The organism is Sphingobium sp. DN12, assembly GCF_051058005.1.
GTDB classification, from domain to species: Bacteria; Pseudomonadota; Alphaproteobacteria; order Sphingomonadales; family Sphingomonadaceae; genus Sphingobium; species Sphingobium yanoikuyae.
Genome location: NZ_CP173717.1, coordinates 3,291,632 through 3,304,491 on the forward strand (window position 1 = coordinate 3,291,632; position 12,860 = coordinate 3,304,491).

At 65.5% G+C, this 12,860-nt stretch carries 15 protein-coding genes; 4 read left to right on the top strand and 11 right to left on the bottom strand.

The annotated features are described in order from the left end of the window. Nucleotides 1-149: 149 nt before the first annotated feature. The gene (locus ACI6S0_RS15415; protein ID WP_303762198.1) at nt 150-896 is read right to left on the bottom strand and encodes a hypothetical protein; all 747 of its coding nucleotides are present in this window, start codon (nt 894-896) and stop codon (nt 150-152) included. A gap of 162 nt (nt 897-1,058) precedes the next feature. Between ACI6S0_RS15415 and ACI6S0_RS15420 the strand changes: the two genes are divergently transcribed. Together ACI6S0_RS15420 and rarD are read left to right on the top strand one after the other, a co-directional pair. Next, nucleotides 1,059-1,280 (top strand): hypothetical protein, encoded by a 222-nt coding sequence (locus tag ACI6S0_RS15420; RefSeq protein ID WP_004208594.1) that lies wholly within the window; start codon nt 1,059-1,061, stop codon nt 1,278-1,280. Further along, entirely contained in the window at nt 1,277-2,179 is a 903-nt protein-coding gene (gene rarD / locus ACI6S0_RS15425; RefSeq protein WP_434403626.1) for an EamA family transporter RarD, read from the top strand. The genes ACI6S0_RS15420 and rarD overlap by 4 nt, the downstream gene beginning before the upstream one ends. A 6-nt stretch (nt 2,180-2,185) precedes the next feature. Here the strand turns inward: rarD and ACI6S0_RS15430 are convergent, their stop codons facing one another. Beyond that, the gene (locus tag ACI6S0_RS15430) at nt 2,186-3,517 is read right to left on the bottom strand and encodes a dihydroorotase (RefSeq protein ID WP_037521186.1); all 1,332 of its coding nucleotides are present in this window, start codon (nt 3,515-3,517) and stop codon (nt 2,186-2,188) included. Nucleotides 3,518-3,586: 69 nt separating this feature from the next. On the opposite strand from ACI6S0_RS15430, the gene ACI6S0_RS15435 reads away from it, so the two are divergent. Then, on the top strand, nt 3,587-4,324 hold the full coding sequence (locus ACI6S0_RS15435; protein WP_434403627.1) for a YgfZ/GcvT domain-containing protein: 738 nt from the start codon (nt 3,587-3,589) through the stop codon (nt 4,322-4,324). Continuing rightward, a complete protein-coding gene (locus ACI6S0_RS15440; RefSeq protein WP_434403628.1) occupies nt 4,321-5,067 on the top strand; it encodes a glutaminyl-peptide cyclotransferase in 747 nt (248 codons plus the stop codon). The genes ACI6S0_RS15435 and ACI6S0_RS15440 overlap by 4 nt, the downstream gene beginning before the upstream one ends. A 65-nt stretch (nt 5,068-5,132) precedes the next feature. Here ACI6S0_RS15440 and ACI6S0_RS15445 read toward each other — a convergent pair whose 3' ends face one another. The 9 genes from ACI6S0_RS15445 to ctaD form a co-directional block, all read right to left on the bottom strand. Beyond that, the gene (locus tag ACI6S0_RS15445; protein WP_017500086.1) at nt 5,133-6,002 is read right to left on the bottom strand and encodes a class I SAM-dependent methyltransferase; all 870 of its coding nucleotides are present in this window, start codon (nt 6,000-6,002) and stop codon (nt 5,133-5,135) included. A gap of 53 nt (nt 6,003-6,055) precedes the next feature. Then, nucleotides 6,056-7,456 (bottom strand): threonine synthase, encoded by a 1,401-nt coding sequence (thrC, locus tag ACI6S0_RS15450; RefSeq protein WP_434403629.1) that lies wholly within the window; start codon nt 7,454-7,456, stop codon nt 6,056-6,058. Nucleotides 7,457-7,500: 44 nt separating this feature from the next. Next, entirely contained in the window at nt 7,501-8,142 is a 642-nt protein-coding gene (locus ACI6S0_RS15455; protein ID WP_434403630.1) for an SURF1 family protein, read from the bottom strand. Next, the gene (locus tag ACI6S0_RS15460) at nt 8,139-8,522 is read right to left on the bottom strand and encodes a DUF983 domain-containing protein (RefSeq protein ID WP_434403631.1); all 384 of its coding nucleotides are present in this window, start codon (nt 8,520-8,522) and stop codon (nt 8,139-8,141) included. The genes ACI6S0_RS15455 and ACI6S0_RS15460 overlap by 4 nt, the downstream gene beginning before the upstream one ends. Nucleotides 8,523-8,532: 10 nt before the next feature. Next, the gene (locus tag ACI6S0_RS15465; protein ID WP_004208605.1) at nt 8,533-9,363 is read right to left on the bottom strand and encodes a cytochrome c oxidase subunit 3; all 831 of its coding nucleotides are present in this window, start codon (nt 9,361-9,363) and stop codon (nt 8,533-8,535) included. 44 nt (nt 9,364-9,407) lie between these two features. Then, a complete protein-coding gene (locus tag ACI6S0_RS15470; protein WP_004208606.1) occupies nt 9,408-9,983 on the bottom strand; it encodes a cytochrome c oxidase assembly protein in 576 nt (191 codons plus the stop codon). Next, nucleotides 9,983-10,132 carry a hypothetical protein gene (locus tag ACI6S0_RS15475; RefSeq protein ID WP_434403632.1) on the bottom strand — a complete coding sequence of 50 codons (150 nt, stop codon included), beginning with the start codon at nt 10,130-10,132 and terminating at the stop codon, nt 9,983-9,985. Before ACI6S0_RS15475 ends, ACI6S0_RS15470 begins: the two co-directional genes overlap by 1 nt. Beyond that, nucleotides 10,129-11,049: a heme o synthase gene (locus tag ACI6S0_RS15480; RefSeq protein WP_026108937.1), complete on the bottom strand. Its 921-nt coding sequence runs from the start codon at nt 11,047-11,049 to the stop codon at nt 10,129-10,131. Before ACI6S0_RS15480 ends, ACI6S0_RS15475 begins: the two co-directional genes overlap by 4 nt. A 132-nt stretch (nt 11,050-11,181) precedes the next feature. Then, nucleotides 11,182-12,849, bottom strand: coding sequence for a cytochrome c oxidase subunit I (gene ctaD / locus ACI6S0_RS15485; protein WP_434403633.1), 1,668 nt, complete (start codon nt 12,847-12,849; stop codon nt 11,182-11,184). Nucleotides 12,850-12,860: the final 11 nt, after the last annotated feature.

Genomic DNA, 12,860 nt, shown 5'->3' on the forward strand with positions numbered 1-12,860 from the left:
CTTGATCCCACCTGTTGTTGCAGGGGATGTAGCGATGCACGGGTCGGGCTTGTAGCCGGCAAAAGGACGACAGATCGTTTCCGTTTTGGAAACAAAGCGCTCCAGTTCAGCAAAGGGGGGCGATGCCCTCTCCCCCTTATGGCCCCCTTTTATCGACCGTGATCGGCGATGATGTCGACGCCGGTCTTGCCGCCCGGCGCATTGGTGAAGACGATGAAATAGGCGCTGCCATCGGCCTTGCGCGTGCCGCCCAGCACATTGTCGCCCTCGACGATGCGATGTTCCGCATCGAAGCCGGCGCGGCGCGCCTGGGTATAATAATAATCGATCACGCCCTGCTTGGGCACCGCCGTCACGAAGCTCGCCGCGCGCAGGGTGCAGCCGTCCTTCTCCGCACCCGCCGCCTCGGTCAGCTGCGCGCCGGGATAGAGGGTGAAGGGATCGGGCATGCGGCTGGCCCATTGCATGCCATAGACCAGCTTCTTGGCGCAGCCGGCATTGCCGCCGCCGCCCAGTTGCGCCTGTTCGCGCGCCAGCCCGCCCAGCGTCATCGGACTGTTCTTGATCGGCCCGCTGACCGGTGCGGGCGCGGAGAGCAGCTTGCCGCCGACCAGCTTGGCCGCTTCCGCCTGCGCCTTGCCGGCGTCGCCGCTCAGCACCGGCAGTGCGCCATTGGCGGCACGATCGGCGCTGCGCACGGCATTGCGGTTCGACTGGCCGACCAGATTGGGATCGACGACGATATCATCGGCCAGCGCGCCCTTGACCGCCGGGTCCGCGGCATTGTTGGTCAACTGGTCGTCCAGCGCGGCAAGATTGCCGTCCTTGCCGCCCTTGCCACAGGCCGCGAGCGCCAGCAGCAACGCCATCGCACCAACTTGTCGGGAAATCGCCATCCGCCTCGCTCCTTCATAACCCGGCACATAGAACGGATAGCGGGACTTTCCGTTCGCATTCAGGGTGCATAGACGCCCCTACCCCATCGCAGGGCCAGTTTCTGCCGGGTGGCATGGTCGCTTGTCTTGTTCCGGGACAGCAAAGCCGCCATCAGTCGGACTATGCTCAACCTTCTGTCAGCCCTGATCGGTCTTGTCACCCTTGTCCTGATGATCCCGGCGGTGTTTCCGCTGCTCGGCGCGCTCAACTGGCTGCTGGTGCCGATGGCCCTGTTCGGCGCCTTCATCGGCCTGATGTCGTCGAAAAAGGGCGGGCAGAATTTCTGCCTGATCGTCGCCGCCTTCGGCGCGCTGCGCCTGTTCCTGGGCGGCGGAATCCTGTGACCATAGCGGAAAGCGAAGCCCGCAAGGGCGTCATCGCCGCGATCGGCACTTACAGCATCTGGGGGATGCTGCCGCTCTTCTTCCGCCTGCTGCATCATGTCGACCCGATCGAGATCGTGACCCAGCGGGTGATCTGGTCGGTCATCCTGATCCTGGTGCTGCTGGCCGCGCGCAAGGGACTGGCGGCTTTCGTCGCGGCATTGCGCACGCCCCGGCTGGTCCTGCCGCTGGCGGCATCGGCGGTAATGATCGCGATCAACTGGCTGGTCTATGTCTGGGCGGTCAATGATGGCCATGTCGTCGCCTGCAGCCTGGGCTATTTCCTCAACCCGCTGGTCAGCGTGGGCCTGGGCGTCGTCATACTCAAGGAAAGGCTGCGGCGCGGACAGATGCTGGCGATCGCGATCGCCGCGATCGGCGTCGCCATCCTGGCCGCCGCTGCGCTCACCACCCTGTGGATCAGCCTGGCGCTGGCGATCAGCTTCGCCCTTTATGGCCTGATCCGCAAGCTCACCCCGGTCGCGCCGATGACCGGCCTGGGCGTCGAGACGCTGCTGCTGGTCGCGCCCGCGATCGGCTATCTTGTCTGGCTGGCTGGCCATGGCGGCATCAGCTTTGGCCAGGACGTGCCGACCACCGGCCTGCTGATCCTGGCCGGCGGCGTCACCACCGTGCCGCTGGTGCTGTTCGCCACCGCCGCCCAGCGCCTGCCGCTGGCGACGCTGGGACTGCTGCAATATCTGGCGCCGACGCTGCAATTCCTGTGCGGCGTGGTGCTGCTGGGCGAGACGCTGAGCCGGGGGCAGATGCTGAGCTTCGGCCTGATCTGGCTCGGCCTCATCCTCTTCGCCAGCGACAGCTATGCCGCCGCCCGCCGCAACCGGCTGGCGACGGCATAATCCCGATCAGTTGAATTCGGTGGCCTCGAACCGGACCGGCTCGCCGACCGCCTGATTGGCCAGGCTGTCTTCCCACATCACGCGGTTGCCACGGATGATGGTGCCGATCGCCTTGCCGGTCAGGTCCATGCCGTCGAACGGCGACCAGTCGCAGCGCGAGGCGAGCCAGTCCTTGCCGACGGTCCATTTCTTCTTGAGGTCGACCACAGTGAAGTCGGCATCATAGCCGAGCGCGATGCGCCCCTTGCAGGTCAGGCCGAACACGCGCTGCGGCCCCGAAGACGTCAGTTCGATGAAGCGGCGCAGCGTCAGCCGCCCTTCGGCGACATGGTTGAGCAGCAGCGGCACCAGCGTCTGCACGCCCGGCATGCCGCTGGGCGAGGCGGGATAGGTCTTGGCCTTTTCCTCGATCGTGTGCGGCGCATGGTCGCTGCCCAGCACGTCGGGCACGCCCTGGTTGAGCCAGAACCACAGGCCGTCGCGATGCGCCGCGCTGCGGATCGGCGGGTTCATCTGGGCATAGGTGCCCAGGCGCGGATAGGCATCCTCGCCGGCCAGGGTCAGATGCTGCGGCGTGACTTCGCAGGTCGCGACATCCTTGTTCTGGCCGATATATTCCAGCTCCGCCGGGGTGGTGACGTGCAGGATATGGATGCGGCGGCGCGCCTTGCGGGCGAGCGCGATGATCCGCTTCGTCGCGATCATCGCGCTTTCATCGTCGCGCCACACGGGATGCGAGGACGGATCGCCCTCGACCCGATAATCCTTGCGCGCGTTCATCCGCGTCTCGTCCTCGGCATGGATGGCAACGCGGCGGGTGCCCGACGCCAGCACGCGGGCCAGCGCATTGTCATCATCCACCAGCAGGCTGCCGGTCGACGCGCCCATGAAGATCTTGACGCCCGAGGTGCCGGGAATGCGCTCCAGTTCCTTCAACTGCTCGGCATTTTCCGCCGTCGCGCCGACATAGAAGGCATGGTCGCACCACATGCGGTGATGGGCGCGCTTCAGCTTGTCATGCACCCGCTCGGCGGTGTCGGTATTGGGATTGGTGTTGGGCATTTCGAACACGGCGGTGACGCCGCCCAGCACCGCGGCGCGGCTGCCCGATTCCAGATCCTCCTTATATTCCAGCCCCGGCTCGCGGAAATGCACCTGGCTGTCGATGCAGCCGGGCAGCACGTCGAGGCCGGTGCAGTCGATCACTTCGCCCGCATCGCCCAGGCTGGTGCCGATGGCGACGATCTTGCCGCCGCGCACGCCCACATCCACCTGCTCCGCGCCGCCCGGCGTATGGACGGTGCCGTTCTTGAGGATCATGTCGAAGGTCTGGGTCATGGCGATATTCCTGTCTGCTGTTCGCGCGAACCGCTTGGCGAAGTCGTGCCGCCGTCCTACCTAAAGCCGATGACCGATACCACCCTTACCGACCGCGCGGTGCTGCGCATTTCCGGCGAAGAGGCGCGTCCCTTCCTGCAGGGGCTGCTGACCCGCGACGTGCTGACGCTGAAAGACGGCGAAGCGCGCTGGACCGCGCTGCTGACGCCGCAGGGCAAGGCGCTGTTCGACTTCATCCTGTGGGGCGACGACGGCGATATATTGATCGACTGCGAGGCGGCGCAGGCCGATGCGCTGGCGAAGCGGCTGACCCTTTACCGGCTGCGGCGCAAGGTGGTGATCGCGCGCGATGAGTCGCTGGCGGTGCATTGGGCGATCGATGCGGCCGACAAGCCGCGCGACCCGCGCCTGCCAGACCTGGGCGCGCGCTGGCTGGCGCCGGCGAGCGATGGCGACGCCTCCGCCGCGTTCCGCGCGCATCGGCTGTCGCTTGGGGTGTTCGAAGGCGCGGCGGAACTGGGGCAGGACCAGACGCTGTGGCTGGAAACCAATGCCGAGGAACTGCACGGCGTCGATTATGACAAGGGCTGCTATGTCGGCCAGGAAAACACCGCCCGCATGCATTATCGCAACAAGGTGAACCGGCGGCTGGTCGCGGTGCCGCTGGAGCAGGCCGACGAGAAGCGCCAGCGCGCCGCCCTGCCCGACCTCAATCTGTCGATCGAACTGCAACGGGTGGAGGCGATCGACCCCGCCACCCTGCCCGCCTGGCTCGCCACCGCGATCGCCGCGCAGGCCGCCGAATGAGGCAATGGCTGCTGGCGCTTGCCTGCGCCTTCACCCTGACCATGCCGGCGCGGGCGGAAACGCCCTGGACACTGGTCAAGGCCTATCCGCATGACCCGGCGGCCTTCACCGAGGGCCTCTTCTACCTCGACGGCGCGCTTTATGAGAGCACCGGCCTCGAAGGCCAGTCGGAGATTCGCAAGGTCGCGCTCAAGACCGGCAAGGTCGAGCAGCGCCGCGTGGTCGAGCAGCCCTATTTCGGCGAGGGCATCGTCAACTGGGGCGACAAGCTGGTCAGCCTGACCTGGCGCCACCGCCAGGGCTTCGTCTGGAAACTGGACGATTTCTCGCCCCTCTCCACCTTCCGCTATGAAGGCGAAGGCTGGGGCCTGACCCAGGATGGCCGGTCGATCATCATGAGCGACGGCAGCGCGCAACTGCGCTTCCTCGATCCCGAGACGCTGAACGAACAGCGCCGCATCACCGTCACCTGGAACGGCCGCGCGGTCGATCGGCTCAACGAACTGGAATGGGTCAAGGGCGAGATCTGGGCCAATGTCTGGTACGACACGAAGATCGCCCGGATCGACCCGCGCAGCGGCGGTGTAATCGACTGGATCGACGTCGCCCCGCTGCGCAAGCAGGCCGGCGTCACCGACGGCGAAGCCGTCGCCAACGGCATCGCATATGATGCGAAGAGCGACCGCGTCTTCATCACCGGCAAGAACTGGCCCAAGCTGTTCGAGATCAAGGTCGGGAAATAGCCAAGCGCGCAGCTGAAAGCCCTCTCCCGCCTGCGGGAGAGGGTTTATAGGCCTCGCCCTTCCGTTTACCGCTTCCAGCGCGCCCAGATGGCGGTGGGGAGCAGCAGGCCGCGGGCCTCCTCGCGCACGGTCAGTTCGCCCGCCTCGACCTCGCCGGGCAGGTCGGCAAAGGCCTGGCGCAGCAATTCGCCGATCGCCAGCGCCGACATGCGCACCGCATAGACGGTGAGGAACAGGAAGCGACTGTCGGCGTCGAGCAACTGGCGGCAATTGGCGATGAGGCCCGGCAGATCCTCCTCCAGGCGCCAGACTTCGCCGTCGGGGCCGCGGCCATATTTGGGCGGGTCGAGCAATATGCCGTCATAGCGGCGGCCACGCCGCACTTCGCGCGCGACGAACTTGGCCGCATCCTCGACGATCCAGCGGATCGGCCGGTCGCCCATGCCCGACAGGTCAGCGTTCGCCCGCGCCTGCGCCACCGATTTCTTCGACGCATCGACATGGACCATGCGGGCGCCGGCCGCCGACATGCCCAGCGTGCCCACGCCGGTATAGCCGAACAGGTTCATCACCTCGGCCTCGGGCTTGTCGGCGGTGCTGGCGCGCATGAAATCCCACACCGGCGCCATGTCGGGGAAGAAGCCGAGATGGCGGAAGGGGGTGCAGCTCGACTGGAAGGTCACTTCCTTCCAGTGCAGCGGCCAGCCTTCGGCCGGGACCGGCTTGTCATAATACCAGCGGCCGCCGCCATCCTCGTCAGAGCCGGGGATGAATTCGCCGTCGGCGCGCCAATCTTCGGTCGCCGGCGCCCACATCGCCTGCGGTTCGGGGCGGATGAAGCGGAAACGGCCATAGCGTTCGAGCTTGCGGCCGTTGCCCGAGTCGATCAGGCCATAGTCGGACCAGGGTTCGCCGATGAGAGTCTTGAGTTCCATTCCGGCCTCATCGTCTCTTGCGCCGCTCCTGTCGAGAGGGGATCAACCCGCGATCAGCCGCGCGGCGTCGCCCGCTCCGCGACATAGGCGGTCACCGCCTCGAACGTGCCGGGCAGCTTGGCATAGCTTTCCTCGCGCGCGAACAGGTCGCCGACCCGTGCGGGCAGCGGCGGCCGCGTGCCGGTCGCCCGTTCCACCGCGTCGCGGAACTTGGCGGCATGGGCCGTCGCCAGCGTCACCACCGGGATCGACGGGTCGATGTCCGCCTCGCGCGCGGCGGCAAGGCCGATGGCGCTGTGCGGATCGATCACCTGCCCGGCGGCGTCGAACGCCCAGCGCATCGCCATGGTCATGCCATCGGCATCGATCCGGGCGGAGGTGAACAGGTTGGCCGCACCTTCGCGCTGGGCATTGGTGAGGCGCATCGCCTTGCTCGCCTCGAAACCCTGCATCTGCTGGGCGAGCGCGATGCCGTCCCGGCCGCCGGCATCGAACAGCAGCCGCTCGAAATTGGAGCTGACCTGAATGTCCATGCTGGGCGTGGCGGTCGGCACGACCTGGCCCTGGCTATAGTCGCCCTCCGACAGGGCGCGGTGCAATATGTCGTTGACGTTGGTGGCGACCACCAGCCTGGCGACCGGCAGGCCCATTTTCGACGCGACATAGCCGGCGAAGACATCGCCGAAATTGCCGGTCGGCACCGAGAAGGCGATAGGGCGATCGGGCGCGCCCAGCCGCACGGCAGCGTAGAAATAATAGACGACCTGCGCCATCAGCCGCGCCCAGTTGATGCTGTTCACCGCCGACAGGTTGAAGCGCGCCTTGAAATCCGCATCGTTGAACATGCGCTTCACCAGCGCCTGCGCATCGTCAAAGCTGCCGTCGATCGCGATGTTATAAACGTTCGGCGCCAGCACCGTGGTCATCTGGCGGCGCTGCACGTCGGACACGCGGCCCTCGGGATGCAGCATGAAGATGTCGACCTTCTCGCGGCCGGCGACCGCGTCAATCGCGGCCGAACCGGTGTCGCCCGATGTGGCGCCGACGATGGTCAGATGGTCGTCGCGGCGCGACAGGAAGCGCTCGAACAGCTGGCCGAGCAGCTGGAGCGCGACATCCTTGAACGCCAGGGTCGGACCATGGAACAGCTCCAGCATCCAGTGGCGATTGTCGAGCTGCACCAGCGGCGTCACCGCGTCATGGCTGAACCGGCCATAGGCGGCGGCGCAGAGGTCACGCAGTTCCTCTTCGCTCAGCGATCCGGCGACGAACGGCGCCATGACGCGCACGGCGGTTTCGACATAGGAAAGACCAGCGAGCGCGCGAATGTCGGCAGCGGAAAATTGCGGCCAGCTCTCCGGCACATAAAGCCCGCCGTCGGACGCCAGGCCCGCCAGCGTGACATCTTCAAAACCGAGCGCCGGTGCGCTTCCCCTGGTGCTGACATATTGCATAATGGGAAAGCGCGGTAGCGACGCGGGCGCGCCGGGGCAAGTGTTTACGACGGCCTTGGCGGCTCCGCATTGCGCCGACGCAGGACAAGCAGATAGATTATTGCTGCCAACGCGGCAAAAATGAACCATTGCACCGCATAGGCGAGATGATTGTTGGGCACGTCGGCGGTGCTGGGCGGCGCCATGGGTTTCAGGCCCGGCGGCGCGGCGCGCGCGACCAGCATCGGCCGCAGTGGCATGGTCTTGCCGCTGGCGCGCGACAGCAGCGAGCGATGATCGGGCTCCTGCGAAATCCAGCCTTCGACCTGTCCGCCGGTCCAGGCCGGCTTGTCATCCGGCTTCTGGCCGACGCCGACCGCGACCAGCGCGCCCGGCCCTTCGGCGCCGGTCGCGCATTGGGCGATATGGCGATAGCCGGTCGATCCGTCGGCGGCGCGCCCGGCCTCCACCTGCCAGCCGACGACGCGCAGGCAATGGACCGAGGACGGGCGGAACAGCAGTTCGTCGGGCACCGGCGGCATTTTGGGGAAGGCGACGGCCGAGCGCGACACATTGCTGGCGGCCAGCGCCAGCATGGATTCCTTCTCGCCCCGGCGCTGCAACTGCCAGATGCCGAGCGCGATCATGACTACGATCGCGACACAGACCAGCAGGGTCGGGACAATCGGGATGCGCCGTCCGCTCATGCGTCCTTCTTCTCCACCACCCGCCCCTCGCGGGCATCCTTGCGATATTCGACCGTCAGCAGCGCGCCCTTGGCAATGCGCAGGCTGCCGACCACGGCGCCGGCGGTCAACGGCGCCCATAGCAGCAGGTGCAGCCATAGCGGCGGATGGACCGTCAGTTCCAGCGTCAGCGCCAGCGCGACCATGACCGCGCCGATGATCAGCGTCAGGAAAGCCGCCGGCCCGTCGCCGACATTATATTGGCCATAGTCCAGCCCGCACTGGCGACAGGCCGACGCAAAACGCACCGGCCCTTCGAACAGGGTCGGTGCGCTGCAACGGGGGCAAAGGCCGCGGGCGGAGGCCGCAAGCAGGTCCATGCCTGTCGCCTTCGCCGTCATGCTTGAACCATCAGCCGCCGTGGATCGGCGCACCCCAGCCGCCCCAGACATAGATGGCGGCGAACAGGAACAGCCACACCACGTCGACGAAATGCCAGTACCAGGCGGCCGCTTCAAAGCCGAAATGCTGGCGCGGGGTGAAGTCGCCCTTATAGGCGCGGATCAGGTTCACGACCAGGAAGATGGTGCCGACCAGCACGTGGAAGCCATGGAAGCCGGTCGCCATGTAGAAGGCCGAGCTATAGGGCGAACCGCCGAACGGGAACGGCGCGTGCATATATTCATAGGCCTGAATGCAGCTGAACAGCGCACCCAGGATCACCGTACACCACAGGCCCTTCTTCAGCCCTTCGCGATCGCCGTGGATCAGCGCATGATGCGCCCAGGTGACGGTGGTGCCCGAGCAGAGCAGGATCAGCGTGTTGAGCAAGGGCAGCTCGAACGCGTTCATCACCTCGATGCCCTTGGAGGGGAACATCCCCTCGATCGGCGCCAGTTCGCTGGGGAAGAGGGAGAAGTCGAAAAAGGCCCAGAACCAGCCGACGAAGAACATGACTTCCGACGCGATGAACAGGATCATGCCATAGCGCAGATGCAGCTGGACCACCGGGGTATGATCGCCGGCATGCGCCTCGGCAATCACATTGCTCCACCAGCTGAACATGGTGAAGAGGACACCGGCCACACCGATCAGGAAGATCCAGCCACCGCCGGCAGGCATCGCGTCGGGATGCATCCACATGATCGCGCCCATCGCCATCACCAGCGCCGACATCGAGCCGAACAGCGGCCAGATGCTGGGCGGAAGGATATGATAATCGTGGTTCTTGGCGCCTGCCATGACGGTTTCTACCTCTTCCCTGTTTTTCGGTTATTCTCGTCAGCTTAGCTTGGCTGCTTCCCCTGCTCAACAGGATAGAAGGTGTAGCTGAGCGTTATCTGCTGCGTGTCCTTGTTGTCGGGATCCTGCAATATCTTGGGATCGACATAATAGATCACCGGCATGCGCACTTCCTCACCGGGCTGCAGCGTCTGCTGGGTGAAGCAGAAACACTGGATCTTGGTGAAATAGGCGCCGGCCTGGGTCGGCGTGACGTTGAAGCTGGCGGTGCCGGTCACCGGCTTGTCGGACAGGTTCTTCGCAATGAAAATCGCCATGTCGCGGGCGCCCACGGTCACCGTGTCGGTGCGATGTTCGGGCCGAAATTCCCAGGGCATGCCGGGCTGGACATTGGAATCGAAGCGGATCGACATGGTCCGCCCGGCCACCGGGGTCAGCTTCACATCGGCTGCCGCGCGCTGGGTCGTGCCGCCAAAGCCGGTGGTCTGGCAGAAGATGCGATAGAGCGGGACCGAGGCGAAACCGAGGGCAAGCATCGCCAGGCCGATGCCCGCCATCGCCACCAGCGTCCGCCGGTTGCGGCGGTCGCGGTCAAAGGGCGAGGGCGGGAGCGAGGCCATCAGATATTATGGCTCGCGCCGATCTTCGCCAAAGTGATGGCGAAGAAGAGGATGGCAAGGAAGCCGAGCAGCAGCCCGGTCACCAGCGCACGGGACTTTTGCCGCGCGCGCACCTGATCCTGATCTGGCCCCTTTTCTTCCGAGGTCATGCCAGCAGCCAGCGGTCGACGACCACTGCCCCGAACAGCAGGAAAAGATAGAGGATCGAATATTTGAACAGCCGCTTTTCCGGCGCCATGCGCGCGGGATCGGTCTCGCGGCGCAGATAGACCTGGAAGGCCATGGCCGCGAAGATCGCGGTGCCGACCAGCGCCGCCGTGCCATAGATCGCGCCGGTCAGGTGCAGCGCGACCGGGGCGAGCGCCGCAACCGCCATGATGAAGGTGTAGAAGAGGATCTGGCGCCGGGTCACGACCTCGCCCGAAACCACGGGCAGCATCGGAATGCCGGCGGCGGCATAATCGGTCTTCACGAACAGCGCGAGCGCCCAGAAATGGGGCGGCGTCCAGAAGAAGATCAGCATGAACAGCGCAATCGGCAGCGCGGTGATGTCGCCCGTCACCGCCGCCCAGCCGATCACCGGCGGGAAGGCGCCGGCCGCGCCGCCGATGACGATATTCTGCGCCGTCCGGGGCTTCAGCCAGATGGTATAGATGAAGACATAGAAGAGGATCGAGACGGTCAGCACCGCAGCGGCGAGCCAGTTGGTCGCCATCCCCATCAGGATCACCGAGAAGAAGGACAGGCCGACGCCGAAATGCAGCGCCGTCTGCCGCTCCATCCGCCCGGCGGGCAGCGGCCGGCTGGCGGTGCGCTTCATCTTGGCGTCGATGTCGGCTTCCCACCACTGGTTGAGCGCGGCGGCCGCGCCGGCGCCCAGCGCGATGCACAATATCGCGGTAAAGCCCAGCACCGGATGGATATGGCCGGGCGCGGCGAGCAGCCCGCACAGGCCCGTGAACACCACAAGCGTCATCACGCGCGGCTTGGTCAGCGCGACGAAATCGCGCCAATGAGCGGGCAGGACGGGGGCATTAGCCCCGGACGAAAGCGGCGAACTGGCCATAAACTCCTCTTCGATCAGCCGGCGCCCCATACAGGCCCTGACCGATTCCGGCAAATGGACAGACGGTCCTACCCATCTGCTCCGCCGCAGGGGGACGGAGTGCCCGGTCCAGGCCGGGCACCCGCATGGCGATCAGTCGATGACCGGCAGGGTCTCGAACTGGTGATAGGGCGGCGGGCTGGTCAGCGTCCATTCCAGCGTCGTCGCGCCTTCGCCCCAGGGATTGCCCTCAGCGCGTCTGCCGGCGAACAGCGACCAGAAGACGTTGACCAGGAAGATCAGCACGCCGACCGCCATGATCTCATAGCCGTGGGTCGCGATCTTGTTCCAATAGGCGAACGCCTCGGGATAGTCGGGATAACGGCGCGGCATGCCGCTCAGGCCCAGGAAGTGCATCGGGAAGAACAGCAGGTTCACGCCGATGAAGAAGACCCAGAAATGGAGCTGGCCCAGCACTTCATTATACATGCGCCCCGTCATTTTCGGGAACCAGTAATAGAAGCCCGCGAACAGCGAGAAGACCGCGCCCAGCGAGAGCACATAGTGGAAGTGCGCGACCACATAATAGGTGTCGTGCAGCACGTCATCGACGCCGCCATTGGCCAGCACCACGCCGGTCACGCCGCCCACGGTGAACAGGAAGATGAAGCCCAGCGCCCATACCATCGGCGTCTTGAAGCTGATCGACCCGCCCCAGATGGTCGCGATCCACGAGAAGATCTTGATGCCGGTCGGCACCGCGATGACCATGGTGGCGGCGGTGAAATACATCTTCACATTCACAGACATGCCGGTGGTGAACATGTGGTGCGCCCAGACGACGAAGCCGACCACGCCGATCGCGACCATGGCATAGGCCATGCCGAGATAGCCGAACACCGGCTTGCGGCTGAAGGTCGAGACGATCTGGCTGACGATGCCGAAGCCCGGCAGGATCATGATATAGACTTCGGGGTGGCCGAAGAACCAGAAGAGATGCTGGTAGAGTTCGGGATCGCCGCCACCGGCCGCATCATAGAAGGTGGTGCCGAAATTGCGGTCGGTCAGCAGCATGGTGATCGCAGCGGCCAGCACCGGCAGCGCCAGCAGCAGCAGGAAGGCGGTGACCAGCACCGACCAGACGAACAGCGGCATCTTGTGCAGGGTCATGCCCGGCGCACGCATGTTGAGGATGGTGGTGATGAAGTTGATCGCGCCCAGGATCGAACTAGCGCCCGCGATGTGCAGCGACAGGATCGCCATGTCGACGGCCGGGCCGGCCGACCCGCTGGTCGACAGTGGCGCATAGACGGTCCAGCCGGTGCCCGCGCCATTGCCGGTGCCGCCGGGCACGAAGGTGGAGCCAAGCAGCAGCAGGAAGGCGGGGATGAGCAGCCAGAAGCTGATATTGTTCATCCGCGGGAAGGCCATGTCCGGCGCGCCGATCATGATCGGCACGAACCAGTTGCCAAAGCCGCCGATGATCGCGGGCATCACCATGAAGAAGACCATGATGAGGCCATGGGCGGTGATCAGCACGTTCCAGAGGTGATAGGCCTGGTCCAGCGTCGCGGCGGGACCGTCGCTCCACTGCGCCCAGATATGCAGGAACTGGATGCCCGGCTCGCGCAATTCCATGCGCATCAGGCCGGAAATGGCGCCGCCAATCAGGCCGGCCATGATCGCGAAGATCAGATAGAGGGTGCCGATGTCCTTGTGGTTGGTGGACATGAACCAGCGCTGGAAGAAGGCCGGCTTGTGGTCGGCATCATGATGATCATGGGCATGGTCGCCATGATGGTCGGCGGTGATGGTGGTCATGACGTTCCTAC